The organism is Methanofastidiosum sp., from assembly GCA_035362715.1.
Taxonomy (GTDB): Archaea; Methanobacteriota_B; Thermococci; order Methanofastidiosales; family Methanofastidiosaceae; genus Methanofastidiosum.
On sequence record DAOSDU010000006.1, the window covers coordinates 77,628 to 104,496 of the forward strand.

The 26,869-nt window shown below is 39.5% G+C and carries 29 protein-coding genes; 8 read left to right on the top strand and 21 right to left on the bottom strand.

Features of this window, described 5'->3' with window-relative positions; all coding sequences use genetic code 11:
• Window positions 1-42 precede the first annotated feature (42 nt).
• The 6 genes from PLI06_05520 (at window position 43) to PLI06_05545 (ending at window position 6,009) form a co-directional block, all read left to right on the top strand.
• A complete protein-coding gene (locus PLI06_05520) occupies window positions 43-1,200 on the top strand; it encodes a hypothetical protein (GenBank protein HOI77052.1) in 1,158 nt (385 codons plus the stop codon).
• Between the two features lie 34 nt (window positions 1,201-1,234).
• On the top strand, window positions 1,235-1,969 hold the full coding sequence (locus PLI06_05525) for a hypothetical protein (GenBank protein HOI77053.1): 735 nt from the start codon (window positions 1,235-1,237) through the stop codon (window positions 1,967-1,969).
• 54 nt (window positions 1,970-2,023) lie between these two features.
• Window positions 2,024-3,073, top strand: coding sequence for a hypothetical protein (locus PLI06_05530; GenBank protein ID HOI77054.1), 1,050 nt, complete (start codon window positions 2,024-2,026; stop codon window positions 3,071-3,073).
• Between the two features lie 76 nt (window positions 3,074-3,149).
• Window positions 3,150-5,225 (top strand): site-specific DNA-methyltransferase, encoded by a 2,076-nt coding sequence (locus PLI06_05535; GenBank protein ID HOI77055.1) that lies wholly within the window; start codon window positions 3,150-3,152, stop codon window positions 5,223-5,225.
• 34 nt (window positions 5,226-5,259) lie between these two features.
• Complete coding sequence (locus tag PLI06_05540; GenBank protein HOI77056.1) at window positions 5,260-5,457, top strand: hypothetical protein; 198 nt, start codon at window positions 5,260-5,262, stop codon at window positions 5,455-5,457.
• 327 nt (window positions 5,458-5,784) lie between these two features.
• Window positions 5,785-6,009 (top strand): NFYB/HAP3 family transcription factor subunit, encoded by a 225-nt coding sequence (locus PLI06_05545; GenBank protein HOI77057.1) that lies wholly within the window; start codon window positions 5,785-5,787, stop codon window positions 6,007-6,009.
• A 24-nt stretch (window positions 6,010-6,033) separates the two neighbouring features.
• On the opposite strand, the gene PLI06_05550 is transcribed toward PLI06_05545, so the two are convergent.
• From PLI06_05550 to PLI06_05645, 20 genes are all read right to left on the bottom strand, one after another.
• The gene (locus PLI06_05550; protein ID HOI77058.1) at window positions 6,034-6,180 is read right to left on the bottom strand and encodes a hypothetical protein; all 147 of its coding nucleotides are present in this window, start codon (window positions 6,178-6,180) and stop codon (window positions 6,034-6,036) included.
• The gene (locus PLI06_05555) at window positions 6,177-6,845 is read right to left on the bottom strand and encodes a hypothetical protein (GenBank protein HOI77059.1); all 669 of its coding nucleotides are present in this window, start codon (window positions 6,843-6,845) and stop codon (window positions 6,177-6,179) included. The genes PLI06_05550 and PLI06_05555 overlap by 4 nt, the downstream gene beginning before the upstream one ends.
• Before the next feature lie 10 nt (window positions 6,846-6,855).
• The gene (locus tag PLI06_05560) at window positions 6,856-7,344 is read right to left on the bottom strand and encodes a hypothetical protein (protein HOI77060.1); all 489 of its coding nucleotides are present in this window, start codon (window positions 7,342-7,344) and stop codon (window positions 6,856-6,858) included.
• The gene (locus PLI06_05565) at window positions 7,335-12,236 is read right to left on the bottom strand and encodes a hypothetical protein (protein ID HOI77061.1); all 4,902 of its coding nucleotides are present in this window, start codon (window positions 12,234-12,236) and stop codon (window positions 7,335-7,337) included. Before PLI06_05565 ends, PLI06_05560 begins: the two co-directional genes overlap by 10 nt.
• 73 nt (window positions 12,237-12,309) lie before the next feature.
• Window positions 12,310-12,690: a hypothetical protein gene (locus tag PLI06_05570; protein ID HOI77062.1), complete on the bottom strand. Its 381-nt coding sequence runs from the start codon at window positions 12,688-12,690 to the stop codon at window positions 12,310-12,312.
• Between the two features lie 120 nt (window positions 12,691-12,810).
• Window positions 12,811-14,673 carry a hypothetical protein gene (locus tag PLI06_05575; GenBank protein ID HOI77063.1) on the bottom strand — a complete coding sequence of 621 codons (1,863 nt, stop codon included), beginning with the start codon at window positions 14,671-14,673 and terminating at the stop codon, window positions 12,811-12,813.
• Entirely contained in the window at window positions 14,636-14,833 is a 198-nt protein-coding gene (locus tag PLI06_05580) for a hypothetical protein (GenBank protein HOI77064.1), read from the bottom strand. The genes PLI06_05575 and PLI06_05580 overlap by 38 nt, the downstream gene beginning before the upstream one ends.
• A gap of 7 nt (window positions 14,834-14,840) precedes the next feature.
• Complete coding sequence (locus PLI06_05585; protein ID HOI77065.1) at window positions 14,841-15,161, bottom strand: hypothetical protein; 321 nt, start codon at window positions 15,159-15,161, stop codon at window positions 14,841-14,843.
• A gap of 9 nt (window positions 15,162-15,170) precedes the next feature.
• Window positions 15,171-16,151 carry a phage tail tube protein gene (locus PLI06_05590; GenBank protein HOI77066.1) on the bottom strand — a complete coding sequence of 327 codons (981 nt, stop codon included), beginning with the start codon at window positions 16,149-16,151 and terminating at the stop codon, window positions 15,171-15,173.
• Window positions 16,152-16,160: 9 nt separating this feature from the next.
• Window positions 16,161-16,607 (bottom strand): hypothetical protein, encoded by a 447-nt coding sequence (locus PLI06_05595; GenBank protein HOI77067.1) that lies wholly within the window; start codon window positions 16,605-16,607, stop codon window positions 16,161-16,163.
• Window positions 16,604-17,503 carry a hypothetical protein gene (locus tag PLI06_05600; GenBank protein ID HOI77068.1) on the bottom strand — a complete coding sequence of 300 codons (900 nt, stop codon included), beginning with the start codon at window positions 17,501-17,503 and terminating at the stop codon, window positions 16,604-16,606. Before PLI06_05600 ends, PLI06_05595 begins: the two co-directional genes overlap by 4 nt.
• Before the next feature lies 1 nt (window position 17,504).
• Window positions 17,505-17,735, bottom strand: a complete 231-nt coding sequence (locus PLI06_05605; protein HOI77069.1) for a hypothetical protein — start codon at window positions 17,733-17,735, stop codon at window positions 17,505-17,507.
• A 10-nt stretch (window positions 17,736-17,745) separates the two neighbouring features.
• Entirely contained in the window at window positions 17,746-18,012 is a 267-nt protein-coding gene (locus tag PLI06_05610) for a hypothetical protein (protein HOI77070.1), read from the bottom strand.
• Entirely contained in the window at window positions 18,012-18,206 is a 195-nt protein-coding gene (locus PLI06_05615) for a hypothetical protein (protein HOI77071.1), read from the bottom strand. Before PLI06_05615 ends, PLI06_05610 begins: the two co-directional genes overlap by 1 nt.
• Window positions 18,207-18,233: 27 nt before the next feature.
• The gene (locus tag PLI06_05620) at window positions 18,234-19,406 is read right to left on the bottom strand and encodes a hypothetical protein (GenBank protein ID HOI77072.1); all 1,173 of its coding nucleotides are present in this window, start codon (window positions 19,404-19,406) and stop codon (window positions 18,234-18,236) included.
• A complete protein-coding gene (locus PLI06_05625; GenBank protein HOI77073.1) occupies window positions 19,406-20,260 on the bottom strand; it encodes a hypothetical protein in 855 nt (284 codons plus the stop codon). Before PLI06_05625 ends, PLI06_05620 begins: the two co-directional genes overlap by 1 nt.
• A gap of 3 nt (window positions 20,261-20,263) precedes the next feature.
• Window positions 20,264-20,635 carry a hypothetical protein gene (locus PLI06_05630; GenBank protein HOI77074.1) on the bottom strand — a complete coding sequence of 124 codons (372 nt, stop codon included), beginning with the start codon at window positions 20,633-20,635 and terminating at the stop codon, window positions 20,264-20,266.
• The gene (locus PLI06_05635) at window positions 20,616-20,894 is read right to left on the bottom strand and encodes a hypothetical protein (GenBank protein ID HOI77075.1); all 279 of its coding nucleotides are present in this window, start codon (window positions 20,892-20,894) and stop codon (window positions 20,616-20,618) included. The genes PLI06_05630 and PLI06_05635 overlap by 20 nt, the downstream gene beginning before the upstream one ends.
• The gene (locus PLI06_05640; GenBank protein HOI77076.1) at window positions 20,875-23,679 is read right to left on the bottom strand and encodes an ADP-ribosyltransferase; all 2,805 of its coding nucleotides are present in this window, start codon (window positions 23,677-23,679) and stop codon (window positions 20,875-20,877) included. The genes PLI06_05635 and PLI06_05640 overlap by 20 nt, the downstream gene beginning before the upstream one ends.
• A gap of 82 nt (window positions 23,680-23,761) precedes the next feature.
• The gene (locus PLI06_05645; protein HOI77077.1) at window positions 23,762-24,670 is read right to left on the bottom strand and encodes a hypothetical protein; all 909 of its coding nucleotides are present in this window, start codon (window positions 24,668-24,670) and stop codon (window positions 23,762-23,764) included.
• 417 nt (window positions 24,671-25,087) lie between these two features.
• Here PLI06_05645 and PLI06_05650 point away from each other — a divergent pair, with 417 nt between their 5' ends.
• On the top strand, window positions 25,088-25,891 hold the full coding sequence (locus PLI06_05650; protein ID HOI77078.1) for a hypothetical protein: 804 nt from the start codon (window positions 25,088-25,090) through the stop codon (window positions 25,889-25,891).
• A 67-nt stretch (window positions 25,892-25,958) separates the two neighbouring features.
• Window positions 25,959-26,504: a hypothetical protein gene (locus PLI06_05655; GenBank protein HOI77079.1), complete on the top strand. Its 546-nt coding sequence runs from the start codon at window positions 25,959-25,961 to the stop codon at window positions 26,502-26,504.
• Window positions 26,505-26,508: 4 nt separating this feature from the next.
• Here the strand turns inward: PLI06_05655 and PLI06_05660 are convergent, their stop codons facing one another.
• Window positions 26,509-26,787, bottom strand: coding sequence for a hypothetical protein (locus PLI06_05660; GenBank protein HOI77080.1), 279 nt, complete (start codon window positions 26,785-26,787; stop codon window positions 26,509-26,511).
• Window positions 26,788-26,869 lie beyond the last annotated feature (82 nt).

Below are 26,869 nucleotides of genomic sequence, written 5' to 3' on the forward strand. Positions count from 1 at the left end.
TTTGAGTAAACTTCTTAAATAAGGAATAATTAAATAGTTCGGATGGAAGAATACGAGTATATTTCTCTTAAATTGCTTGAAGCTGCTATTAATCAAGAAATAAATACTTTTCTAGAGGAAGTGAAAAAATATAATTTTGATGAATTATTGAGATTTGTTTCTAAACAGGAAACGGGAAGAGGCGGATCTAAAGAAGAGGGAGAAAATAAAAACTTCGAGTATAAGACCCACGAAGTAGTTAGATATTACCAAAAACTTAGACTTGGCAAAGACGTCTCTAAATATTCTAGCGAAGCTGATAGATTAAAATATGAACTTAGATGGAAAATTGCAAGTGCTCCTTTTTTTTCAAAAGCCACAGAACACCTTGTCTACGATAGCATAACTAAATACTTGCTTAAAAACAATATTGGATATAAACACTATTACTCCCCAAATGCATCAGATTTTGCCATAATTATAGAAAAAGAAGATATTCTAAAATTAATAAAACTACTAGATCTTGATATTACTTTGCCAGATTCAGATTATAATGGCATTGTGATGCATGTCGATGCTAAAAGTGTATCCGCTTTACTTAATCTTAATGATAGGCTTGTAAAGGCCGAAGCTTCAGGTAGGGAAAAAAGAGAATTAGGTCAATGCACTGCCAACTGGAATCAAATATCCTACATACCTAAAAAGTTGGAAGATGCTTTGAGAAAATATGATGATGAATTCAAACATAAAAAACATGAAGTTTTGCCCCAATTTATATCAATCAATAGTTCAAAATATTATACTGTTACTAATTTTGTTAGTTGCCTGTCTTACCTACCCAAAGGCTCCACTTTTTTTAAAGATGATCTTGATACCCTAGATACCAGTTACTTTTCATTTGTTTTTTGCGTGATTTCAGTGCCAAACGGAATATTAAAAGATCGATTCTATGATGAATTCTTTGGAGGGGTCAAAAATGGGTACGATAAGACCCTTGATCAAAAATATCCTTTTGATTCTAGGATATACATTAAAAGTTCAAAAGAAGAATATTTAGTATTCAAAAATTTAGAGGAAATGCCTAAAAGATTTTTCTATATGCCAGAAACGGAAAATGAATTTCAAGTAATGGTACTCACTAAAGGAGAAGTTATGACAAAAAAATTTATTTTAAATAAATCAACATCAAATAATTATAAACTAGATAAGTTTATTGGGTGATTTTATTTTTATATCTGATTTAGACTTAGAAAGATTGGAAGAAAAATATTTGAATATTATTTATAATCAATTATATATAAACATAAATCCAGTAATTAAAGGGATTATGTCACGAGACAAAATAACAATATATTGGAAAGAGAAATTTGCTAATCAATCAGAACAGAAAATAACTTCAGACATTGCAAAAGGCGCCGAAAGAATTTTTTCACATTATATGGTAGAAGAATGGGAACCAAATTCTTGCCCTATTGGGTCTGACTTATTCTATAAGACAAATAATGCATATGTGCATATTGAAATTAAAACGGCAAGAGTAAATAGCAGAACTCAAGATTATAAAGGTTTATGTCCTGTTAGCAAAAACCAGACTAGCTATTGTGCAACTGAATCCTACACAAAAAGAACTATGATTAAAACAATTCCAAATTTACCTTATTCTTATTTTGAATATCCTTGTCTAACTTATGCCATACAAACGATATATGATCCAGATAATAATTATTCTACTTTAGCTGTACTTTTAATTAGTATTCCAAATGGCCAATTATTCAATATTTATGGTAATAATATAGCAAAAGCTGGAAAGTTGAAAAATGAATCTTTTAGATATGTATATTCAAGGAATCCGTATTTTGAAAAAATAAAAAAATGTACCCCATGTTCACCTCACCGAGTTAAATTCATTTATTTTAACGAAGGATATATTTTAGACAATGAAAGTCCCATTACAAAAGAATTTATTACTGGTCGCAATGATATACTTTAGTTTTATACCGATAACTCTATATTCTTTTGTCAGTTCGATAAATCGGTGTACCAAATGGAACAGTACGAATATATCTCATTTAAACTAGTTGAGAAAGTTTTAGGGAATAAATATAATGAGTTCACAAAAAATATCAAAAATATTCATTTTGATGAAATGTTTCAGTTTCTTTCAAGGCAGGGAAGTGGCAGGGCACGGACCTTATATGATTATGATTTGAGAGATGTTCTTGAATCTTGCATCAATTCTTCATTGGATCGAGAAAAAGAAAAGGAATTAAGATGGAGACTCGCCTCCTCACCATTATATAAAGTAGCTATCGAAAGATTTGTCAATGAAAATATGACTAAATGGTTTGTTGAGAATGAAATTGAATATAGTATATACTATTCTCCAAATTCCTCAGATTATGCGGTCGTACTAACTAATAATTCTTATACTAAAATAGCTGAGATCTTAGATCTAGACTTTGAGATTAATGAGAACTATGACGGCGGATTATTACTTGTCGATTCTAAGAGTTTGAATGCCTTAGGAAATCTTGGAGATTCTTTAGTAGAGGACGAAGTAGGGCTATTTGAAGCAAAATGGAATCAAATATCATATGAACCCCCATTGCTAAAAAAAGCAAAAACTGAGCATCCAGATCCTCTAATGGCTAAAAAACATAGTGTGTTACCTCAGATTACATTAATAGAAAATAAGAAGTATGTAACTGTTACCTGTTTTGCAGTAGGATTAAATTATTTGGCATATCCTTCCCCTTTTTTCACTGATCCCTTGAATACTCTCAGCAGCAAATACTTTGATATAATCTTATATATAGTAAATGTTCCAAATGGAGTTCAAGGCAATAAATTCGACAGATTCTTTTTTAATGGTAAAGGGGGATATGATGAATCAAATCCAAATTACCCTGTTGACTGCAGAATTGGTATCAAGAATAATGGTATATATCTAAGGTTTGAGGATATAGAAGGTAACCCTAAAAGATTTTCTCATTTTCCATCAACGCCACGATTTTATAATATTTCATTATTCAAAAATAGAGGGATAATAGGAAAAAGAGTAAAAGTTGGAGAGGTCATAAGACCTCTTTGTTAATACAATAACACTTAGGACAACCTTTAAATCTTATATATTTTTAATACTGATACCCAATAATCAAAAGGTAATGCTTATGCCAGAGGATACAATCTTACATGGAGATGTTTATGCATGTCTAACTTCTCTTGAGGATAATTCAATTGCAGTTGCTATAACTTCACCACCCTATTGGGCCCAAAGAGATTATGAATTTGAGGGCCAAATTGGTTCAGAAAAGACTTCAGAGGAATATATTGGGAAGCTAGTTTCAGTTTTTAGCAAACTAAGAGAGAAACTAAGAGATGACGGTATATTTTTCTTAAATGTTGGCGACAAATATTTTAACAAGTATGGAAAGTCGAACTTACTTTTAATACCTTATAGACTTGCTTATCACATGCAAAAAGATGGTTGGATAGTTGAAGATATTATTATGTGGTATAAACCAAATCATATGCCCTCATCTGTGAAGGACAGATTTGCAAATACTTATGAGCCTGTAATAGTTCTATCCAAGAATAAACATAATATCTATAAAAAAGAAAATAATGTTCTTAGTATTCCATTACAGCCTTCCAAATGGAAACACACCGCAGTATTCCCAGAGAAACTAGTTGATGAATTATTAAAAAAAATTAATCTAAAAAAGGAGGATATTGTACTAGATCCTTTCGGAGGTACTGGAACTACTGCTTATGCTGTTAAAAAGTTGAGAAACAACAATCTTAATCCTTTAGAAATATATTCTATAATGATCGAAATGAGTGAAGAATTTGTCAAGATTATCCAAGAGCGGGTTGATATACAAAAAATTGTTCCAGTAAACCATATAGAATATAAATGGAAATCCCTCACAAATGACTATCCTTCTTATACTGAAATTAATGAGATAATCAACAATATTTATGGAGAAGTATTCATTGCAAATACTTCAAAAGAATTAATTGCTGCATTTAATGGCATTACAGGTGACAATTTCAAGAAATACCACCGAAAGGACGCCCTATACTTTTTTGGTGTTAAGAATTGGGATCTAGAAGCCCTGTATTATGCCAACAGGATATATGGGTATAACTATGTTTTAAGAAATATGATTATTATTTCCAATAACTTCAAATGGTATCCTATTTTTGTATTTGCTAATGATAGCACCATAGTTCCGTATAAATTTTATATTGATAGGATAAGAGTTGATCCTTTAATGAAAAATGAATTTGACTGGGATAAAATTAAATTTATTGGAATGAAGGTCAAAAGTAGTTTTTCTAAAGAAACTAAAGAGGGAACTATTGTTGAAATACTAAAAAATTATGAAGACGGGTTCCCTAAAATAGTATGTGTTCAATGGAATGGAAAAGCTTCTATAGAATTTGTGATACACCCAGGGGAAGACGAATTTTTAATGGAAGGTTTGAAATTCTTATGTCCTTTTTGCCATACTACTCTAAAAGAAATATTTAATCCTATTTCAAAGACAAAATGCCCAAATTGTAAAAAGGAACTATTGAATGGCAAGGACTCTATACCAACGATTATAGAGCCAGAACAAATTGAGATAGAATTAGAAAATCTAAAATCTATATATAGCCCCATTGGAAAAATTATTGAAATAAATTCATTTGAGAATAAGAAAAAAACGTCAAGTAAATTTGCAGATGTAAAAAGGGTTAACTGGGGCGCTTCTCCAGGTGCTAGAAAAATCATGGAAGGCGACTATTTTGCTAAAATGAGATTATATAGGATGGATCAACCAACAATTGCGAAAATACTATCGATAATACGAGAGAGTAAAGACTTTAAAATTAAGGATTTATTGGAAGTTTTTCCTGATAATTATCTCCACACAGTAGGCCATTGGTTTAGAACTGATTTTGGAGGTTCAGTTCCGAAAAATGAAGATGCAGAGAAACTAGAAGAGGTAATAGGTAATGGAGAAAAAATATGGGAAATTTTAAAACGTACAGCATTGAAATTTCAAACTGTTAAATCATCAATAAAAGGAAAAAATCCAGGCGATTTTATTTTTGATTTATCAGATGAAGAACTAATTAATTATTTGAGACTATTGTTTATGACACCAAATGATTATATAAACTCTCTAACAAATAAAGATAATATAAATATTAAAAATCATCAATCTGACTTAGATTCTTTCATGAAAAATGAATAGTAATCTTTTTTAAGAGTAACAATTTTTTTTATTTATGTCGCAACGTTTTTGCTACGAGTACATAAAAAACAACGCTTCAAATGAAAAACCTCTAACTGCAAAGAATATATCAAAAAATTGTCCAGGACTTGGAGAAAGAGCCATTGTAAAATCCTTGAAATTATTAAGAGAAAATAAGGAAGTAAAATATATCTATAAAAATGGAACTTATTTTTATACTGGCATATATTAGTTAATTTTGATAATAATTTTTATAAAGGTAAAATAATAATTAGCTATTGTCCAGGGCGCCATTACTTTCTTTTGGCAGAACAGCCCTGGACTATTCAACAATTAAATTTATAAATCGAAATTAAGCGGGTAGATTGCCTAGGTGGTCAAATAGTCTGTAATTCAGCCTAGGCGAAATACTATTTCTAATTATCTAACAAGCTAAATTTAAGGTAGATTCTTCTCTTATTATAATTAATATATCATATTTATGCTATTTTTAGTTAGTTTTAAATAGTATTTATTTTTAATAGCTCTGATTAAGATTTGGTAATTTGGGGGGTTTATTATAAAAGAACCCGAAGATCTTGCTTTGGCTGCAGTTGGGAGATTGATTAGGGGAGAGGGGATAGAGAGAGTTTCTGAAGATGCATGCATAGCTTTGGCCTTGGCACTTGAAGAATATGCAAGGCAGATAACAAGAAAGGCAAAAGACTATTCGACTCATGCTAAAAGAAAAACAATAAAACTTGATGATATTGAGCTTGCACTGAAAGATTTTAAGATTAAATAGACTATATATAAAAATAGTAATAAATTACCAGATAACCCTGTCTCTCTTTCTCTTGCACTTCTTACAAACTAAAAAAGTTCCCTCGGTCTTCTGATCATAGCAATAGCTAGCAGTCCTCTCAATCGGCCTTGCCAAAACTACCCCGCATCTAACACAATAATATTCTCTCATGCTTTCATAATCCATGCCACTTCATAATATTTTGGCCTAATATCAATTGTAAATCCTGCAACTCTTGTGGTGGTGTCCCCTGCAAAAGTCCAAGACCCTGCTACAGTCTTTGTATGGCTACCGCCAGTTGTCCCAGGATTTGTTGAAGAAGTCGTTATGCCCTGAAGGAAGCGGTCAATTAGATTAGGCGTCCCGTTGTTTCCATCGCAAAGAAGCCATCCTGATGGGATGCTTGTTAATACCCCACTCCAAGCCACAATAACTCCAGGCGGTACAAACGAGGGTAATCCCGAAATAACGTTTGTAATTGAAGAGATTGAACTAGCCCCCGCAACAACTGTCGCAAGTAGCATCGCATCATCCGGCAAAGTTACGGAAGTTGAGATTGTGAGCCAGTTAGCGCCGTTGTCAGAATGCAGATAAACATAGTTTGTGCTATTTGCTGTTGCTGTCAAAGATTCTGCAGCATCTGAAACAACTTGAAACATGCCCCCGGCCGCATCCTTTACATATGCAGTTCCAGCAGAAACGCTAAGATTAAGGCCACTGTCAACTGAAACTGTAAATCCTGTCTTTTTGCCTTCAGGAAAGAAATCCCCGAAATACTGCCTGAAATCAGCCGAGGTGATTTTTGCCCCTGCCGATACCTTTTTTGTAAATGTCATGAATATACCTTTAAAATTCTATAACGTAATAAACAGTCATTGTTTTTGTGTTGCTGAAAGTTTTTGTTGGAGAGATCAATGAGTGAGTAAGAAGGTCTGTCTGATTGGCAGCATAAAGTCCAAGCTCCGCCCATGTGCCATAATAATCAGCTTCCGTGTAATCAAAATAATAAGTTGCCTCAGATTTATTTGAATAGGTATTGTTATGCAAGCTCCCGGGGACATAAGATTTTAATGATCCTAACTGTGTTGTTAGGGCCAGATCTGTTGCTGCAACTGCCGAGCTTCCAGTACCCACCGCTAACTTTCCTAGAACATGTTTATTTGCATCATAATCTCCTGTCAGCACATCTGCAAGTGCAGCTTTTAGTTTGTTTGTGATCAGATTCTTCTGCCATGACCCTCCAATGACCTTGTCTCTTTCAAGATCATATTCTACAATCTTGAATTTTCCAAGGTAAGGATTTTTATCCCCCCTCACTAGTTCTATTATGTCCAATCGCTCACGTCCCATCTCGCTTCATTGTCATCATATTCGGTCTCATAATCTGTTGCCGTCTCAAAAATATTTTCTGATAATACGACTGCAGGTGTTTCAGTTGTCTCTTTATAATCTGTTGTCTGCTCCTGTGATTCCAGGATATTTTTGACTTTCAGCCTTCTAAGCTCGGAAAACAAGTTTGCAAATGCGGAGTAAAAGTCATCTGCAGCTGTGCATGTCAAGGTGACTGTTGAAATCTGCCGCTCTTTTATCTCGTAAGTTACCGACAGTATTGTTTGATCTTCAAGCGTTGGCATTCCAGGAAGGGAAGTAAACTCAATAACCTGGCCCGCCTTCAATCTTTTCCCGGGGGGATTTATCACGAGTCGGGATGCATTTTTTAGCGCATATTCTATTGCCTTTTGCTGCGCCAAAGTCAATGCAGTGTCTGCCTCCTGGATGGTCAGATCTATAATTGGGATATCTGTATGGTATTCAAACATCATTGTTTCTGTTGTGGCGCTTTTTACAATCTGCACCCCATAGTAAGTCTTGAAGGCCAGCTTCCCAGTTGCTGCGGTCCATGATCCAGCAAGAGTTTTGTATTTATGGCCGCTTGTCGTTGTGTTATTATGCACAACTTTGTAAGTGTCTGTTGCCGTGCCAATAATATTGAAAACGATCCAGTTTGTTTTTGATATGTCAAGCTGACAATCAACAAGCGTTGTTTTTACCCAGCCGCCGTCAGTGGAAATATCTTCTTGAGGGATTGATCCAAAGCCGATAATGCTTCCAGTTGGATTTCCGCCGTTATCTTCTACGATTGTGAAGATCATATCATCAAGAGGATTTCCTACCTTTTTGACATAAACGTCCAGGAACAGTATATTTGATTTTGAGGGCGTAAATGTCGAGGCATAGGATTTATCGTGCAGAGAAACTTCTGTTGTAGTTGTGGACTGGCTGAAATCCAAAAATCCCTGTTTGCCGCCGACAACATACACCCTGTCAAAGTATTTCATTGCATCTCGCTTGATCTTAGCGCTTATGATTTCCCCACTTGATATAACGTGGTCTGCTGATAGATCCGCCGCATCGTAGAAGTTCAAATCGTCATTTTCATCAATGTAAAAGTCAGCACCCACAAGGCTAGCAACTTTATCAATTGCCTGGCCAACATACTCCCATGCAAAGGTCATGGATGGAATTGCTTCCGCAAAAGTTTCAAGATTAGTTGTTGTTATTTCAGGGCAATACCTAGAAATAATATCTGAAACTATTTCATCGGCAGTTTTGTTGTTATAAGTTTCGGCGCCTGATATAGTTGTTTGGCCGGCCCTAATTGACCCATAGTCTTCGCCAGAAAGTATTATGCGATTGCTCCTGTACTCGTCCAGCTCAAACTCAACTGAGGTGATAAGGCCATGGAAGATCTTTGTGACCGGCGGATCATTTTCATCGACATAGAAGAATACTTCATTCCCCACCTCAAATGTTTCGGATAACGCCCCGTTATCATTGTATAAACTGATTTCAAAGTAATCCGATCTTTTTCCTTTCTCGTCAGTGAATCTTGCATATTCAATTATGTTTAAGGCTGAAAGATCTATTTCAACATCGCCAGCCTGTCCCACAATTATGGCCCAAAAAAGTGGTGTCGCTCCGGATGTTTCAGATTTTATTGATAAGGCGCCATAAGAAGAATAATTTATTGATTCAACCTCAGTGAACTGAAATGCTCCTTTGGATTCAAAAGTGAGTATCTCAATATCTGTATCAACATCCTGGATAATTATGGAACTATGAGAATCTACTTCTATTAATGAGTGATAGACGCATGCAGTTGCAACTTCCATGGTACTGGCGCCAGCTGCTTCGTTTTCCCCCACAAATGAAGTATTCAATTGAATATCCATTTGCGCATCACTTGTTATTGCTTCACTGATGATATATGAGGTGATGCCGTTGAATGTAAGATCCCCTATCCCGATAATGTTTAGTGTTTTTTTGAAATCTGTTTTTATCTCTGCTGTGATTGATCCCATGCCGGCAATCTCTATCAGGTCAGTGTCTGAATCGATGTCCTGGAGCAAAAGAGATCCATTTGCAGCATATGTAGCGCTTATTATGTAATCTGTGTTTGCGGCTAACTCTAGGGAACCGGCACCGAGCATTATAATATCGGGAGGGGTCCATAAAGTATAAACAATTATTTTAGCTTTTGAGATATAATCTATTAGCTCAAGATCCTGGATCTGGATTAATCCATGGCCAGAGAAAAGGATTAGTTCGATATCATAATCAATGTCCTGAATTGTAACTGAGGAAGCTGCACTCAATAAAGCGCTATAAGTATAATCTGTTGTCGTGATTATCTCTACTGCAGCTTGAGAAGAAACTTCAAGAAGATCATACTTATTCATATGCCCTGTTAAGGTGACAAAGGACAATCCTGTCGTGATTATATTAGAAAAATAATTCCCGATTGCAGATAGTTCAACTGAAGATGCCGCATTCAAAAAGGCGCTATAAGTATAATCTGTTGTCCGGCTTATTTCAACTGACCCGGCACCGATAAAAGTGATAAGTTCAATATCAGTGTCTATATCATTTGTGACTATTGAAGCGGTGCTTGTGTAATTGATACCATAAATATAATCCGTGACTGTTGTAATTTCAATTGCTGCATTGCTTTGGTATTCTACCACTGCCGTGGACCCCGAATAATCCCATACTCCAAATGCACCGGCACTGGTAAATGTGATCAGTTCAATATCAGTCTCTACGTCATAAGCGACTATTGAAGCAATGCTTGTGTAGTTTACGAGAGATGAGTAATTTGTGGCTGCTGCGATTTGTATTTCACTTTGGGCCCCAAATGATATTATCTCAAGATCAATGTCAATATCTTGTATTGTAACTGATCCAGCGCCGCCAAATGCGACTTCAACTACTTTCCCTAAGATTGCGCCTATTTCAAAAGTTGCTGCGCCGGTGATGTTTGAAATACTGACCAACTGTTTATGCCCTAAAGCTTCAGTTGTTCCGGCCCCATCAAAAGTTACAGATAAGGCCAAGCTGGAAATTGCAGAAACGGCAGATGATCCATAACCTGAAAATGTGATAAGTTCAATATCAGTGTCTTTGTCCTGGGAAACGACAGCGCCCAAGCTGGTATAGTTAATATTACAAATATAATCAGTAACAGTTGCAACTTCAACTGCCGCATAGCTTTGGTAAGTGATTGTTTGGCTGTATGCTGCTGTTGCCGCAATTGTTACTGCACCTGTCCCTGTAAGTTCAGCTAATGAATTATACCCCACTTGTTCTTCACAAGAAACACTGCCTTTGCTGGCGATAAGTATTGTTTCAATATCGGTATCAATATCTTGTATAACTATTGATCCATATCCTGTGAGAGCTATAGTCTCAGAATATATCAAGCCATAAGTGCAAGAAACTGCACCGTTTGAAGTATAAGTTATTGTTGCTGCTCGAGCTACTCCGGCTGCGGTCACCGCAACTGCAGCATTTCCAGTATAAGTAACTGTTTCTTCATATTCCTCTCCAGAAGCCTCGGTATATTCTATCACAAGCTTTGGGTCATAGCTTGTCCCAGAATACTCAGACGAATAGATATATCCGGTATAAGCAGTAGTCAGGCTGGGCGGACTATCTGCATAATCATAGGTGTATTCCATCAAGCAGTATTTTGTTGTGCCTGTTGTTGAAACGTCTGATTTGCCAGTTGCGTCAAGGTCGATTGTTTTGTAGCCGTTGGTGCTTGTAGCTATAGTGCCATAAGAGCTCCCGCTATACGCTGTGAAATCGCTTGTTGTAAGTGAAGCTGCCTGTGTCCCTTTCAATGCGCAAAGCGTGGCACCATTGCTAGTTGAATAGACATAAACAGAAAGAGCGGCTGTATCGATTGTTGCGCCGTCTGGGATATCTGAAGTATCAAAGTATAGAAATCCCCTTCTTATCGTGTATGCATAGCCTAGAAGCTGCTTATCAAAGGATTTGCTCGTGCTGACAACTATGGCTGTGGCGGTGTCATAAACTGTGGCACCACTTGTGCGTGCCGTGCTCCAAGACGTGCTGTATGTTCCTTTTATATCCCCGTCTGCAGAAGTGGAATAATAAGTTGTAGAATCGATATATATTGTTTTTTTGCCTTTCAGTTTTTCATTGCCGGGACCGAGAAGGCCGTATTTTTGGACCATCCACGCCCAATTTTTGGCCTTATCATCAAAGTACTTGACATAGAAAATTCTGCCTTCTTTTTTTACGATCTTGTGCTTCAAAGGTTGCGAGAAGTAATCAAGATTTTCTACCCACATCCTGGGCCTGGGTATCCAGATTTTTTCTTTTGTATCCAGTTCAAAAGTAAATGTTTCTGCCTTTTTCCCCTTCGGATGGAGTCCCTTCAGATGCAGCTCATACCAGACTTCAACATCTTTCAAATGGATCTTTTCGGTATCCACCACAATAGATTCCTGGACATAGCGCTCATGGACCCTGTTGTGGATCCAGATGCCATCAGAAATGACGTGCTTCAGTTCGTAATCATTTACCCGCACAATTTTGGTAAATCTATCAAAAGTAACTTCTTCCCCATTCAGTATGATCTTAGCGATACTTGCTTCGTATTGCTGATCATACCCTTTTCGGAAGCCAAAATATTTTTCTTTCTTTCTGTCTTTTCTAAATCCAACAGAAAATTTGTGCTTGTCCATTATGAATTTGTCTTTTTCTTCACGGATCGTTATATCAATAGTTCTTAGATTGTGATTGTCATCTTCATAATGGATGGGCTTTTCGTGATAGATCTTTCTGAACTTTCCTGGCGCAATTTGAAATGTTTTTGAAGTAAGAGTCCTTTTTTCAATTACCTCTTGCTTTTTATTCACACCTGAAAAACTGTAGTCGTATCCGGCCAGTCTATCACTTTACCCAATTTTAAAAAAATAAAAAAAAATAGATTTATGCCCTGGATTCAGTCTCTTTGATAATGATCTGCAGAGAGTCGCCGCCTTCAACAGCCTTTGTCGCTGAGAACTTGTGCCTCATCAGCATGTCCCCTGCAGGATCCCCGTCATCGTTGAAAATTCCAACTTCGTTGACGGATAAGCTTCCTGTAAAGGAAAAGGTCTTTGTCCACTTTGCCTTGTAGTCAGCCTCATATTCGCAAGTGGCAGCCGCCCTTGCTCCGCCGTTAGTTGTAATTTCTGTGACTAATGCTGTTTGGTCGTTTGCCTCTGCTGTTGTTCCAGAGCCTAGTGCGATATATGTGAATGGGGCAGTAGATACACCATTCAAGAGTTTGGCCTTCATTTCAAGGCCTTTGTTCACGAGTGTTGCCATAAGATTCAACTCTCCGTTTTTTCTATTTTCGGGTAGTCATTTCCCATCTCTTTTATGTTGCCGTCTTTATCTCTGACTACCCATGTCACGAGATATTCCGTCTTGCTTTTTGCTTCCATTCTAGAATCCCACCCTGGTGATTCTATTGATTCGCTTCAGGATTTCATCGGCGATCTTGTCTGGGTCGCCACTTCCTGAAATATTGAAGGTATTGTTCACGACCATGCTTTTTCCCTGGAGCTTTGATCCATCCTTGAACGCCAGAATATTGTCATCCTTGTGGAACTGCACAACTTCGCCTTTTTTTGTAATCAAAGCATCGTTTACTCTTTTTGAGATTTCTCCAGTTGCTGTGTTCATGTAACCGACGAGAGCACCACCGGAGCTATTGCGGATTGTCTCGTAAGTTACGCCGCCGCTTGAAAAAGAATTTGTAACGACTGCATTCCCCCTTTCGGGGCCTTCATAGACTATATCGCTTCCAGCTTGAACTCTTTCAGAAGATCCAAAAGTCCTGCAGCCGCTGCCGCCCCCTCCGGAAGGATTCAACATCTGCCTGACAATGTTCATTGCGCTGTTCATGTAGTTGACTGCACCGCCAGCAGTTTGGCCCAACTGATCAACTTCCCCTGCAGTTTTGCTTGTGCTGCCCCTCAAAATAGCCAGATATTCATTTGCAAGCTGCACCGCATTTGTGTTGTTTGTGATTTCAAGACTGTTTTGCTTTGTCTTTTCCTTGTTTTCATTTTCAGCACGCTCTATCTCTCGCAAGCGTCCCAATGCATCTGCGGCATTTTCTGATTCTATTGGAAGTGTGTTTGGACTTACAGCCCCAGGGCTAACCCACTGCCCCCTAGCAGCCGCCTCATAAGAGGTATAAGCTCCGGCCTTTTCATACTGCACTTGTTGTCCCGCATAATCCCAAATGGCCATGCCCCCGGGATTTGTTGCCCTAAGTCCAAGATCTATAATCTTGTCAAGGTGTAAATCCTTGATAATGACACTTATCCTGGAAAGCGCATCTTCAATTATGCCCAAAATATATGATACCCTGTCAAAAGCATCGGCCAGTTTTGTGATCGCCTCTTCAGAAGAAGTAACGCCAGCGAGCTTCATGATAATGTTGCCAAGTTCAGAACCAAAGCTTATCGAATGTTCTAAAAGATTCCCAAACGCATCTACAAGCGGTTGGATTTCCCCGGAGTTTATCATCTCTGAAATCTTGTTTGCAATGTTTTCTAATGTTGGCGCTATTGCCCCGGTCAGCTCATCTCCAAAAAGCGTCTTTAGATTTTGGACCTGATTTTGAAAATTGGCAAATATCCCTGCAGTTGAGTTCCTGAGCGCCTCTGCACTTCCGCCAAAAGATTTTTCCATCTGCTTTGCCAGGTAGTCCATCTTTTGTGCTGCCGACATTGATTTCATGCTGACTGAATCAAGGACGACACCGTTCTGTTCGAGCGTTGATGTGCTCCCACTAAGAGCCATTGCAACTTGCTTTGTTGCAGTCTCTAGATCCATACCCTCTGCTGCTGCATAGTCTTCCGCTGCTAACAAGAGCTTTAGCGACCGGTCATAATCCTTTGTTACGGCTATCAGATTGTTGAAGCTTTTCCGAATTGAGATGTCGTCGATGGATGTCAGTTCAGAATGCTGGCCTATCACCTTTTCAATCTGCTTTGAGTAGGACTGTATTCCTGCATTTTTCAAAAGATTTCCTGTCTGTGACTGAAACTTTGATTGCTCTAAAGAGAGCTTTACCATCTCACGATTCAAGTTTTGTACTGCGGCAATGCCGTAGGTCGTTATGGCAGTTGCCATCGTTCCCACAGCTACCTCTGCCGCATGGCCCAAAGAATACATTGCCCCGCCGGCTTTGGATGTGCCCTTCTCAAGGCCGCCAAGCGCCGACTCAACATTTTTTATAGGGCCTGATGCCCTGTCTTCAGCAGTTACAGTTATCTTGACATTTTGCTCTTGCATGCTCTTTTCTCTTTTTGATAAGCTCTTCGGCCTGAATTCTCTTTTCTTCCTGGGTGTCTTCCGGATTCTGGTACAAAATATAGCCCCTCACAAGCCTCCTTTTTTCAAGGATTGTGAGTCTTGGTATTTCCCAAACCTTATATCCAAGCTGGTGCAGCACCTGCTCCTCAAGGAGCCTTGCCTTTGTTTCCAGGCTCAGAACGAAAGGATTCTTTTATGTCACTGATATCAAGGAGCTTTTGGACTAGTTGCGCAATTGCCTTTGTCTTCCCAAACTTTTTGATTTCATCAGAGGAAAGCTTTGGCTCAACAATATGTGCTGATAGAATATCGTATCCTTTTTGAGGATCTGACAAAAGTGCTATTTCGCCCTCAGGGATTGGTATGACCTTGGCATCCTTGCCATGCTCAATCTCGATAATGATTGCTTTCAGCTCCCCTTTTTCATCCCGCTCATGCAGAAAGTATGATTTTTCAACTATCGCCATATGATCGCCTCACCAGTTGGTCTTTGCAAAAGGTGCCTCCCAAAAAACTTCTGCGGATGTGCCAGAGAATGAAAACTTGTAGCTCATCTTTGTGTCAAGGGGGAATACTGCGCTGTAGTCTGAAAAGATGCAGTTTGAAAGAGTTATCTTTAGAGAATCTGATGCCTCGTCTGCATAGCCCTTGTCAATTACAATATCCTTTGCAGCAAGTGCTTCATTTGTAGAGGTCCCGCCAAGCACCAGCTGCTCTATTTCGTTTGCAGTTATTGAGTCTGGGATGTAAGCTGTTATTGATCCATTTATTGCCTCAAACTTTCCGGAGTATGCTGTCGAGGGGGATCTTGCAGCAAGGCCGTGTCCTACATCAATGCCTCTTGAGATTGAAAATTCTAGATCCGTTATGTATGTGATGCCCGATATTGCACCTATAGAATATGTGAACTCATGGGGCTTCCATGCTTTTGAGTCATCAACTGCGACTGTTGTTGGGGCAGTGAAAGGATTGTTTAAATCCAGGTCCTTTCCAACAATGTCGAGAGTTCCAGATGCCGGCTCGTTTAGTCCCATCTTAAATGATAGGCTCTTTGCGTAGCACCCAAGAATCTGCGCTATCTTGTCATTTGTCCCTTTCATGAGGCAAGAAGTTGTGAAAGGAATTGGAGTGCCTGAGGGCGTTATCGTCCATGTGTAAGGCGATTCATCTTCTAGGGGATCTGAATTTGAAATCCCTCCGAGCATCAGCGCAAACGGCAGTGCCCCGTTATATACGAAATCTATCTTCCCCCTTGCCTTTGCAGTGTGGTATGATATCTCTGAAGGGTATGCCATTGCGGCCGGATTTACAGCAGTTATCTGATTTTCAAGGCCGTACTCATATTCAGAGTCCAGGCCCAATATCTCATCTATTCCGCTTGTGGGTGAAGTTGGATCAACACCAACTCCCCACGTGCTTTCCTTTTTTACAAAAACGTCTCCTTTTGTATAAGCCATGATTTTCACCTAGATGTCCCGTACCAGACATGGTACGTCGATTTTCATTGCATTTACAGAAACACCATTTCTTTCAGTTGCGGCCAGATCAAAGCTGATATTTCTGCCATAAAATGTTCCAAAATAATCGCAAGTTGCAGATCCGGATTTTGTTTTTAGGTCTGGATTGCTTCTCACCGCATCGATGATCCCTGAATAGATTGTCCCAATCTTAGATGCGTTTGATGTCTGCTCTTCAAAGATCACAAATCGGACATAAAACTCAATCTGCCTGTTGGGGTAAGACAGCGATATTGAGTCCATGCTGCCCGCTATAATCTCGATTGCAACTTCAGGAGTTTCAAGGGAGGTTGAGAGCTTTGTAGGCCTTGTCCAACTCTTTACATCAGAAAGTCCAGTGGCTGTGCTGAAGATTCTTTCAACGTTTGCGAGAAATGAGATCGGTTCAAAGCTCATCCTAAAACACTCCTCATCTTCTTTGGCAGATGCTCTAAGATTAGCTTCATCCTAAGCTCAATCTCCTTTCTCGAGATGGCCTCTTCTGGGATCGTGTCATTTTCAAAGACGACTGATGCATGCGTTATCTTTGTGGCACCTGCCTTCTGTCTCAGCCTTAGGTCGGACTCAAAGAGCATGTTGCAGGTGTAGAGCGTTGCAAACTCCGATGCCAAAACAGACTCCCTTGAGCCTTTTGCATAGCCGTATGTGAGGGATACTGTAGCCTTGGATTTTCCGATTTGCCATGAGGAGACTTCAGCGCTTGAAGAGAGAATAATCCTGTCATAATCCACTATGGCTTTTGAGGGCGTTACAGAAACTCCGTCTATTGCAAGTGCTTCAATTGAAGTTATCGGTGCAAACTGCCTAAAATAAAGTCCATTTGCACGGCGGTAGTCTCCGTAATCCTCGTTTGAGAAAATGTCTCTTGCCCTTATGTCAATCGAGACACCCTCTAATGATCTGGCCCTAAAATTAAGGCCGGTCAGTGATTCTATCAGTGCATCGGCCTCGTCAAGCCAAGAGTTTCGTATCTCTTCAGCATTTTTGTGGGAAACTTCAGAGACTTTCTTAGGATTTGAGTAGTTCCCGTGGCCTAAAAAATAGGGCCTGGACTTTATGTCGGCAGAGTATTCGCTTGATATCTCGTTTAGATCTGATGCTTGGATATCCCCGTCAGCTATCAAAACAGCCGTTATGCCCTCCACTAAATTTAGGGCCAGCGCTAGATCTTCCAAAGAGCTGCCAGTAATATCAAATTCAGTTTCAGTATCAAGGCTCAAAGTGAGAATTGAATTCTCAATCCAGATGGCCGCATCAGATTCGCCAGAATATACAATCGAAAGTGCATCCATTTTAGGGCCTCGCAAGCCACAACAGTATTGAAATTATTGAGAAGATTATCCCGCCGCCAACTGCAAACTCAACTATGGTGATCGCCCCAGCTGCCCTGTCCTTCCAGGTCTCAAGAGAGCTTAACCTATCCTCGTGTTCCTTGTATGACTCGCACTGGTCGTTTAGCTTCTTCTTTATCCAGGAGAGGTCGGTCTTTATCTCTATCAAGATGTCGTGATCGGCGGGTTCCATTAAGCCACCTTTAGTAGCCTACGGCCCGCCAGATGCCGTCAGCGTCTGCAGTTGTTACTATCGTTACGGCATTTCCTGCGCATGGAAACGACTCATTTATTGCGGCAGCATCTGCCACTACGGCAGAGCCTGTGAACTCAAGTGAAAGTGACTCGCAAATGACAAGCCCAGTGTTTATGTCGCCACCTGTGTCTGAAACTCCGTTTGTGAAAGTTCCCCATGTAGTTGCCTTGTCCCCGCTCTTGCCGTACCCCTTTATCACGCTAGAAAATGCCATCACTTCACCTTCTTGATATTGCCAAGCTCGATTCCTTCTATCACCGTAAATCCGCCCTTTCCCTTTAGCATCTCTATGTCCTCTGGATTCCTTACCTCTGAGACCTTGTCCCTCCCGGTAAACTGGTAGACTATGCCAGTTGTGCCCTGGACGGTGTAGTAGGTCTCGGGTCCATCGTATCTAACCTTAGCCATGGTAATCGCCTAAAATAAAAATAGGGCCTATTTCAGACCCCTGATCTTTCCCTGGGCCTTGAAGCGGTCGCACCATATCTCCCCAATCCAGGAGAATACGCCCTCTGTCCCGAACTTGTTCTGGATGAAAGGATCGCTTGTCTCAACGTAAGTAATTGGTTTAAGCATTTCCAGAGAGACATGATCGAGATCCAGGATGTAAATTCTGGATATGGTGTCCTTCGGGACGTTGTTGCTCCTTAAAATCGGGATGCCGTCAAATGTTGCAACTGGTATGCCAGCTTCCTTTCCCCTGACCTTTATCCCGTTCACAGTGAACTCGATGTAGGCGTCGGGTGTGTAGACCTCTTTGGGCCTTTCAAGCTGGGCTATACGCTTGGCGGTGTCATAACCTGTCAAGATGGCCTTATTCTTCCTACCTCCGCTGTCCCAGTAGGGCTCGCACTCTGCTATGACGTCATCTATCATGGAAAGCGTTAGGGTCCGGTCAGTCTCAGTTCCAGATGATCCGCCATGCGAAACATTAGCATCTGTCCATGAAGCTTCAGCGTCCCTGTCAAGGCCGTAGACGTCCCCCTCGTTTGTGGTGAGCTCTGTTTCTGCTAACTCAGAATAGGAAGAGATGATCCTGTCAAGTGGAGTTATTATGCTGCCATCTGTTGCTGCACCATCTGCATCGGCCAATATGTTCCTGTTCAAAGTGTTCCTGAACTCATCGGCAGTATATGAAACGACATCAGCCCATTTTATGGTGTCATCCTTCTGCTCGAGAAGCCTTTCCATCTCAGAAATGTTTGTGGCCCTTGCTACGGTATGTGGTGTCACAGTTATCTCTGCAAACGTTGGCTTCTTTGTCTCAGGTATTGCCCCGTCCTCTGTTATGTGACCGCCAGTTGTTAGACCTGCAGCAGTTAGTGCCCTGTAACCTGACTTTGACCAAGGCCTCTTTGGGAGTAGTGCAAATGCGTTTGATTCAGTGACTATCTGGGAGTAAAGCGTTGCCCCGAAAAGGACGTTTTTTACCCCTGTAGTTGATGTGAGCACTGGAGCATCAGACTTTGAAAGATCTATCTCCTCTGCGATGTCGCTTGCCCTGTTATACTTCTGGAATACCTTCGGGTCGACCCCTGATCTCTTCAGCGGCTGCCAGTAGTAGTAGTCCAGCATGTCCTCGTAGCTTTTGAAAAATGGAGCTGTCATTAGATCCTCTTCTCGGATAGCATTGATACTATGTCGTCAGTTGAGATTTCCTTTTGAGAGACTCCCTCTGACTTTTGGACCGGCCTGAACTCTGAGAGGATCTCTTTCTTTATCTCCTCCCTGATTTTTTCGAGCTCTAATTTAGGGCCAGTGTCGTTCTCCTTGGCCTTAAGAATTCCAAGGATCTCATCTATTCTTGAAAGTGGCTCAAGCCTCTTTTCAAGGTCGTTCCTGTATGCCTCAAAGTCGGAGCGGGTGAGAAACTCAGGCCCCTTCTCCTCGGCATTTGTAACTTCTTCCGGCATCTCTTTTTCCTCTTTTAAGATGTCAAACTGCGCCGCTGGGTTTGCACCTGAGCGGCAGATGGTGACTGCAGATAGATTTAGGTCAGATACGATTCTTGTGCAGCCCTCGCTTGAGCTGCAAGGCCTAGAGTTTAGGACGTTACCAGAAATAGAATATGATCTGTAGTCGCCCTTCTCTATGGCTTTTCTTACCTCCCTGCAGTATTCCGTATCGTCCCAGACCTTTGCTAAGACGAATAGGGCCTCCTTCTCCTTCTCAAGGCTAGAAAATTTTGAGAGCTCATCGTCGTTTGGTGGCCTTACCTCTGTCTTGTAAATAAGGCCTTTTTTCTCAAAGGACTCGATAATCTCGCCTACTATCTGGTCCTTGTGGTCGACGGTGACCCTTGCACGCTTCAAAAGTTCTGGTAGTGCCTTCTTCACAGCGTCAATCCTTATGACGTCCCCCTGGCTATCCAGCATCTCTGCCGATGCCGGGCCGAATATGAAGAAGTCCTCCTCGCCGTTCACCTTGAAGAACTCGCCCTGAAATCTGAATGAGTCTTCCATGATCTAAACTTCCATTAGCTCTTTGATTCTATCATTAATCTTTAGAACAGTCACGTCAAGTTCCTCCATGGCGGAGTTGTATAGAAACATAGTTCTCGTCATCTTCCGCTTCATCGGAACTCCAAGAGGAGGGGGCTCGACAAACTTTGCATACATGACAAGGGCGGAAACGCTTGCAGAATCAGTTGTTCTTGCCGGCGTTATGGACTGCCTTAGATTTCCAGTTCTAACTGGTGATCTGGATTTTGCAAGATTAGAAGTCCTGAGTGCCCAGTTAGCTATCTCCTCAGAAACAATCCTGTCAACTTCAAACGGGGCCTTTTTTAGAACTGATTTCAAAGGTTCTGCCTTTATATCAAGAGAAATATTTATCATATGTAGCGTTTATGTTTTCAATAGAGCTGTCATATTCTGGAAGCGGCTTGTAAGTTATTCCATTGTCGCCGGGATATGGCTTTTTGTGCAATACCTTGAGGATCCATATCTCATGGGGTATACCGTCCGGAAATGCTTCACACTTTTTGTCATTTCTGTAATGGACGCACATCTTGCATAGATTTATGCCACGTGTTACAAATTCTCCTGCGACAAATCTCCTGCCCGGATCATCCTTCTTAAGCTCTGATATTTGCATCACCTAGGTAGTCCACATCATAGATTTTGACCTTTATATTTTTTTGTCTTTCTGGGTCCATGCCTTCATTGTACAGTAGTTCTTTTTCAGACTCTGTAAGATCCCTGAAAGAAGTGTTATTTATGCGGAAAATTGATCCGTTTTGCAGTATGACTTCCTCCTGGGCGTACTCATATGAATTTCCAATATAAATCACCCTTGTTCCGTAAGGGACGTGGATTTTAAGCATTGTTATATGGCCTTCGCTTACCTGCATGTAATGATAACCAAAAGCAAGGGCAATGTCGCTATCCTTGCTTGTGCTTGAAAATCCCTTGTCATCGAAAATATCCTTTAGCTCAGGATCATTTGGATCAAGGATATGATCTAATATGTCAGCTTCATCAAGGCCCCTCCAAAGAAGAACACCTTCTTCGTTGATTTTGCTTCCTTCTAAATTGAATATCTTTTTCATTGTTTCAATCGCTTTCAGTGCACGCTCTATCTGAAGCTTGTAGGATATCCTCTTTAGATAATCCAAGGGGTGCCTCAATATCGTGTTTATGTAATAGGAAGTGGAGGAGTATTCCCATAGAGCATCCTGCATCTCTTCGGTGAAGTCTTTCCTCTTCTCAGCTGGCACATCATCCCACCTTTTGGTAACTGGCCCTATCCGGAACTCATAGTAGCACCTGCAGTTCGGATGAAGCGGTGGATTGCCAAATGAGGTTTCTGAATCAATGGGAAGCCATCCCTCTTTTGAGGCCTGGACACAGCTAACACATGCAAGGCCATCTTCAGTAAAAATGAATCTCTTCTCGGTGGCACCAAGATCCTTTGCCGCCCGCTCTGATGCGAAGCTGAACGCTCTCGTTCCTTCGGTCCTTGCCACCATCCGCCAGTAGTAAGAATCCCTTCTTTCGAAATAATCCTCTGACAATCTTTTTCTGACTGTCTGCCAGTTGTAGCCTTTTAGAATTTCTTCCTCGATAATCTTGAATATGTTCTCCTTTTCCCTATCCTCCCACTTATCGAAGAAGGGCGAGACGTAACTCTCAAAATACTCCTTCCGGTATTTCAGTATGTTTGGATTGATATCATCTTTTGAGATTATTTTTGCGTATTTAGAAATTGTATTTAGGTAAGCATGATTAAAAATAAGATGAATATTGGCCCTAAGCTCGGCGCCTAGCTTTAGTGTAACGTCTGATACGGCTGGAGTTATTTCATTATCAAGATTGGCCCTATCTTTTGAACTGTTTTCCAGAGTTTGAAGCAGGCCGCTCTCATAATCCCTTGAAATATGGAAGAGTGCATCTTCAAAATCATCGAACAATTTGTCTAGAGGATCTTTCTGTTTTTCTATCTGCGGGATGGGCTCTTTTGGCTTTGTTTCTTTTGTTATGATCGGATTAATGGTGCCATCGTCTTCTATCTCAATCTCAAGACCGGAGCTTCTGTAGATGGCGACTGTTTCGGCCCTTAGCTTTTGGATCAATGCCGACTCTTTCTTGTCTTCACGCTCTATCTCATCAAAATCAAAGTACCAATCCGTTATTCCAAGAGCTGAAAGCAGAATAGTGTTTATGGGCTCAGAGATTGTCCTCATCCATGCCTTTGTGGTGTTCGCCATCACGTCAATCTGCAGCATCGGGTTGTTCCCAGCCTTTCCGCTCTCAACTGTACCTGCAAAGACTGGGGTCACTCCGTAATTTGAGAGGAGCATGTCACGATAGTAGCGGTGCCACTCCAGAGCCTGGAGTTTTGAGGGATCAGAAAGCACATCATGGATCTCTATCTTGCCTTTCGAGTTTCCCAGGAAAAGATTGAATAGCTTTGAACCTATGCTTTTTCTTTTTTCGGCCATCGATGCTATTGCCTGCTCTAAAGAAGCCACTTCGTCCTGCGTATAGCCCTCGAAGGCGAATATCTTTGCGAGGGTGCCCTTCTCAAAAGTGTCACGATTCAGGAGGTCTAGATTTAGGGCCGCTTCTATCTGATTTATGCATGCCTGGATTATTGGAGTGCCATATTCATCCGGGAGTCTCCTATTGAAGTGGCCCTCTATTATCTCTCTTTTGGAGTAGCGCCTTCTTATCCTTCTCCCGGCATAAAGTACGTATGCCGTCTCCCAAAGCTCTATTTTATGCTTGGGGCACTTCCCCTTTGACTCTGATAAATATTCTTCATCAAGCAGATTGCAGATGGGGCAGAAGTACGACCAATCAGAATCGCCACGCCTAACCTTCCCAATCAAAAGAGGATTCTCAACATAGAGTGCCTGGGGCGCCTCCATTATGAAATACTTTCCCCTGTCGTTCTGCCTTATGTAAGAAAGGGATAGATAATAGTCATCAATACAAAGCTCCCATTTGAGGGCGGATCTTATGATTGAATAAAGATCTATATCTGGATGAGGATTGTCTATGAAGGACTGGAGCTTGTTTTTTTGCTCTAATTCTGGCCTTAATATTTTCCCCCCGCAATCACAACTAACATCTTCAGGTCTATCATACTCTTTCCCGCATTTGCTGCACTTAGAGTTGAAAAGGGGCTTGATCGACCATCCGGCGTTTGTGACCTCACGTATTATTGCGTTGTGGATTGGCTGGACAAGCGGGGAATGATCACAGTATTTCAGGATCTTCTCCTTAGATATCGTTGGGAACTTCGGCTCGGATGTTTCCTTTAAGTAGAGGTTGCCGTCCTGCCCAACTATAGAAAGCTCCTTCTCCAGTAATGCAACTCTATTTTTAAGGCCAGAAATGACTGTGCCGTAGGGATTAATTTTTGCAAGAAAAGACAATCAAAGAGTATTTAGACTGGGTAAAGAGTTTATATGAATTGTCGAATAGCGTATCTAAGATAATTTGTGCGTATAGAAATGTTTAGTCTTGATCAACATTCTCCTCAGTAAAGTGGCCCTTGGCGATAAGAGAATTAATTATTTCTTCGCCAAACATTTCATTTAATTTATCTTTGGAAATATTTTGATTGTTTTTAAGATAGAGAAATACAACTATCTCTTTTTCAGTTAGTTTGTCAAAACTTTTTAGATATTCAAGAGACTTATCTTTTTTATCGAGATTTATTTCCAACTTGGAATCATTTGTTTTCGCATTTGATTTATTTCTTTTCTTAAGGTTTAAAGGAATGTCTTTATAATATAATATATATAAGATTAATAACAAAATTCCGAATAGTAAGATTATAATTCCACCGGTTAAAAAAGAAATGTTCATACCACTCGAAAATATAAGTAGCATTCCAATACATATTATGAAAAATCCTACCCCCATTAAAGCAGAGTTTAAGAATTTTTCTTCTCTATTGCTTTTTTTCCTGACTAAATAGTAAGCTATCCCAGAGGGTATTATTATAAATATAATAATTATAAAAGCAGATAAAAGATATACAAAAATCTCATCCGAAATTATATTGGCGTTTGTCTCTTGTATTGGGGAAGGCTTATCTTTTTTGTCCTGCCCAGTTTCCAATTCAAATATACTTTCCAATTCATATAGATAGGCAAAATCCTTTTGGTATTCGGGCATCCTGCCCAAGATTTCTTTGGCCTTTTCCAATTCAAGATTTGCTGAATTTTGGTATGATTTTATATCTCTTGCTAACATTAGGGCTTCAGGATGAAGGTAGGCATTCTCATCGGATACATTATTTTTGGATAAATAAATAAGTAAATCCCTTAATTTTGGAACACGTAATCCATTGTAATAAGTATATTTAATCAAGCTACTTGCTAATTCTTTTTCATCGTTTGTTGTGGCATGTTCTTTCATTTTACTAAATGTTCGATTGGCTTTTATGTAATGTTCTTCGATAATTGAAAACAATTCTGTGTTATAATCAGTCTTAGTTTTAGATTCAATATCTAAATCATATTGATATTTTTCGGGCGCTTCTTCTATTTTTTTTAGTTCATCAAAACCTTCTCTTCCAGACTCTTTATAATTCGCTTTAGTCCAAAGTGTACACCCGGGAGAAATAATCAATAATAAGAAAGTAATAACAAGAATAGATCTAATAAAGAATTTATAATTATACATGCAATAAGTATATTTTTCCCCATATATAAGAATATGGAAAAAAAATAGGGAAATAGGTAAAAAGTATTTCTTTTCATATTTTCTTAAATAAGCTTAAAAGAAATAATTAACATAAACAGTACATTATTGGATTTTGCGAGTTATGATTTCATGAGCTTGGAACTTATCCCTGAAACAAAGGAGATCCTAGAAAAGGTGGAGAGCCTTACAGAGAAAAGATTCAAATTTATACCAAACAAGGAAATAACATCACATGCAAAGCTTAAGATGGCCAGAAATGATATGGAGAATCATATTGTATACTACAAAGAGGGCGCAAGCCAAAGCATCAATCACATTATAGCCCATGAATGCGGCCACATCATAAGAATATTCAAATCCGATCCTTCAGAAAGATTAATCCCTTTTATATCTTCCAAGAGTTCTGAGACTGCTATCAACGAGATAGCAAATGATATTGATTCCATATCCAAAGTCATGCCTAAATCAAAGGTTGAGAAGTTAATTGAAATGCTTTTCAAGGGGCTAGTAATGCAACTTACAAATCAGCCAGTTGATCTAAAAATCGAAGATTGGATCTATAATGAATATCCTGGATTAAGAGAATTTCAGAAAATCTCTTTTCAATCCCAGCTGCAGGAAGCTTTAGGGGGATTGATTGAAGATGTTAGAAAAATAACACCTTCTAAAATCTATGAAGCTTCACATTCAATGAACTACGCTTATTTTAATGTCCTAGCCAAAAAGACAAAATTTGAGTTACTAGGCAGCTATGATGATTTTGAATTTGAGGATAAAGGCAGATTACTTATCGAGATTATGGACAAATATAAAAACAACTTTGACGGAGATCTAAAAAGAATCAACGATTGGGCCAATATTTTGAATCTTTCTTCGTGGTACGAATGGAAACGATTCGAGGATGTCCCATCAAACTATGAATACATGATTTAATATAATTTTATCTAAAAATTTATATATAAAGTTTTTATCAATTTAACAAAATATCTGAGGCTATCAAATGTCATCAAGAAAATATATCGTGTTTCTAATACCAATTGCTGTTTTAGTATTAAGTGCCTGTTTATCTACTTCTCCTAAAAATGAAATACAGACAAATGATGAAACATTGGTCGGGCATCCTGAAGCCGATCCTGCCGAGGTAGTTGCAAGAACATATGCACTCTTGAAGGATAAAATCGAACTTAAGATAGACAAGGTCATCTATTCCAAGGAAAATGGGGTCTGCGTCATCTCTCTTGTAAGCGGAGACTTTTCGCCATTATCTTCAAATGAGGATAGCTACTACAAGGACTGTTGCACGATTGCTAGTGAAGTCTTCAACATTAAGGAGATTGATGCAGTTATACTGCCTTATCTTGAAATTTCTAAAACAGGAGAGGTCGAGATTGAGGCATCATACGGAATTGAAAGAGAGTCTCCAATTAAAAATTATTGGGAAGAAATATTCAGAGTGAAGGATTACAAAAAAACTGTAGAATTCTTTTTTACAGACATGAAAACATATGTAACAGAAAACTATAATATTACAAATAGAACATTATAAAAAATTAAAATAATTTTTCTACCCTTTGGTCCATTTCCAGTTCTCTTGCCGAGAAGTAGCCCCACTCCTCTGTTGGCCCTAAAACTAGGCCATAGTATATTATGTCGTTTTCTGGCTTGCCATTAATTATTGAGCCGCCTGTCTCGTCCTCTACTCTCCTGATTTCGGAAACTTCAGTTGCAAACCAGTGCCAGCCTGTTTCACTCTTCCAAGCGGCTATTATCTCATTTCCTTCAACAAACTTCTTCCCGTTCATTTCAACTATTGCTGCCGTTTGCATCACCTGATTCTATTGGAACTAATATGGACTTATACTTTATCCCTAAGAAAAGGGAAAAAAATTAATTTTCCCTATTTTCCCTATT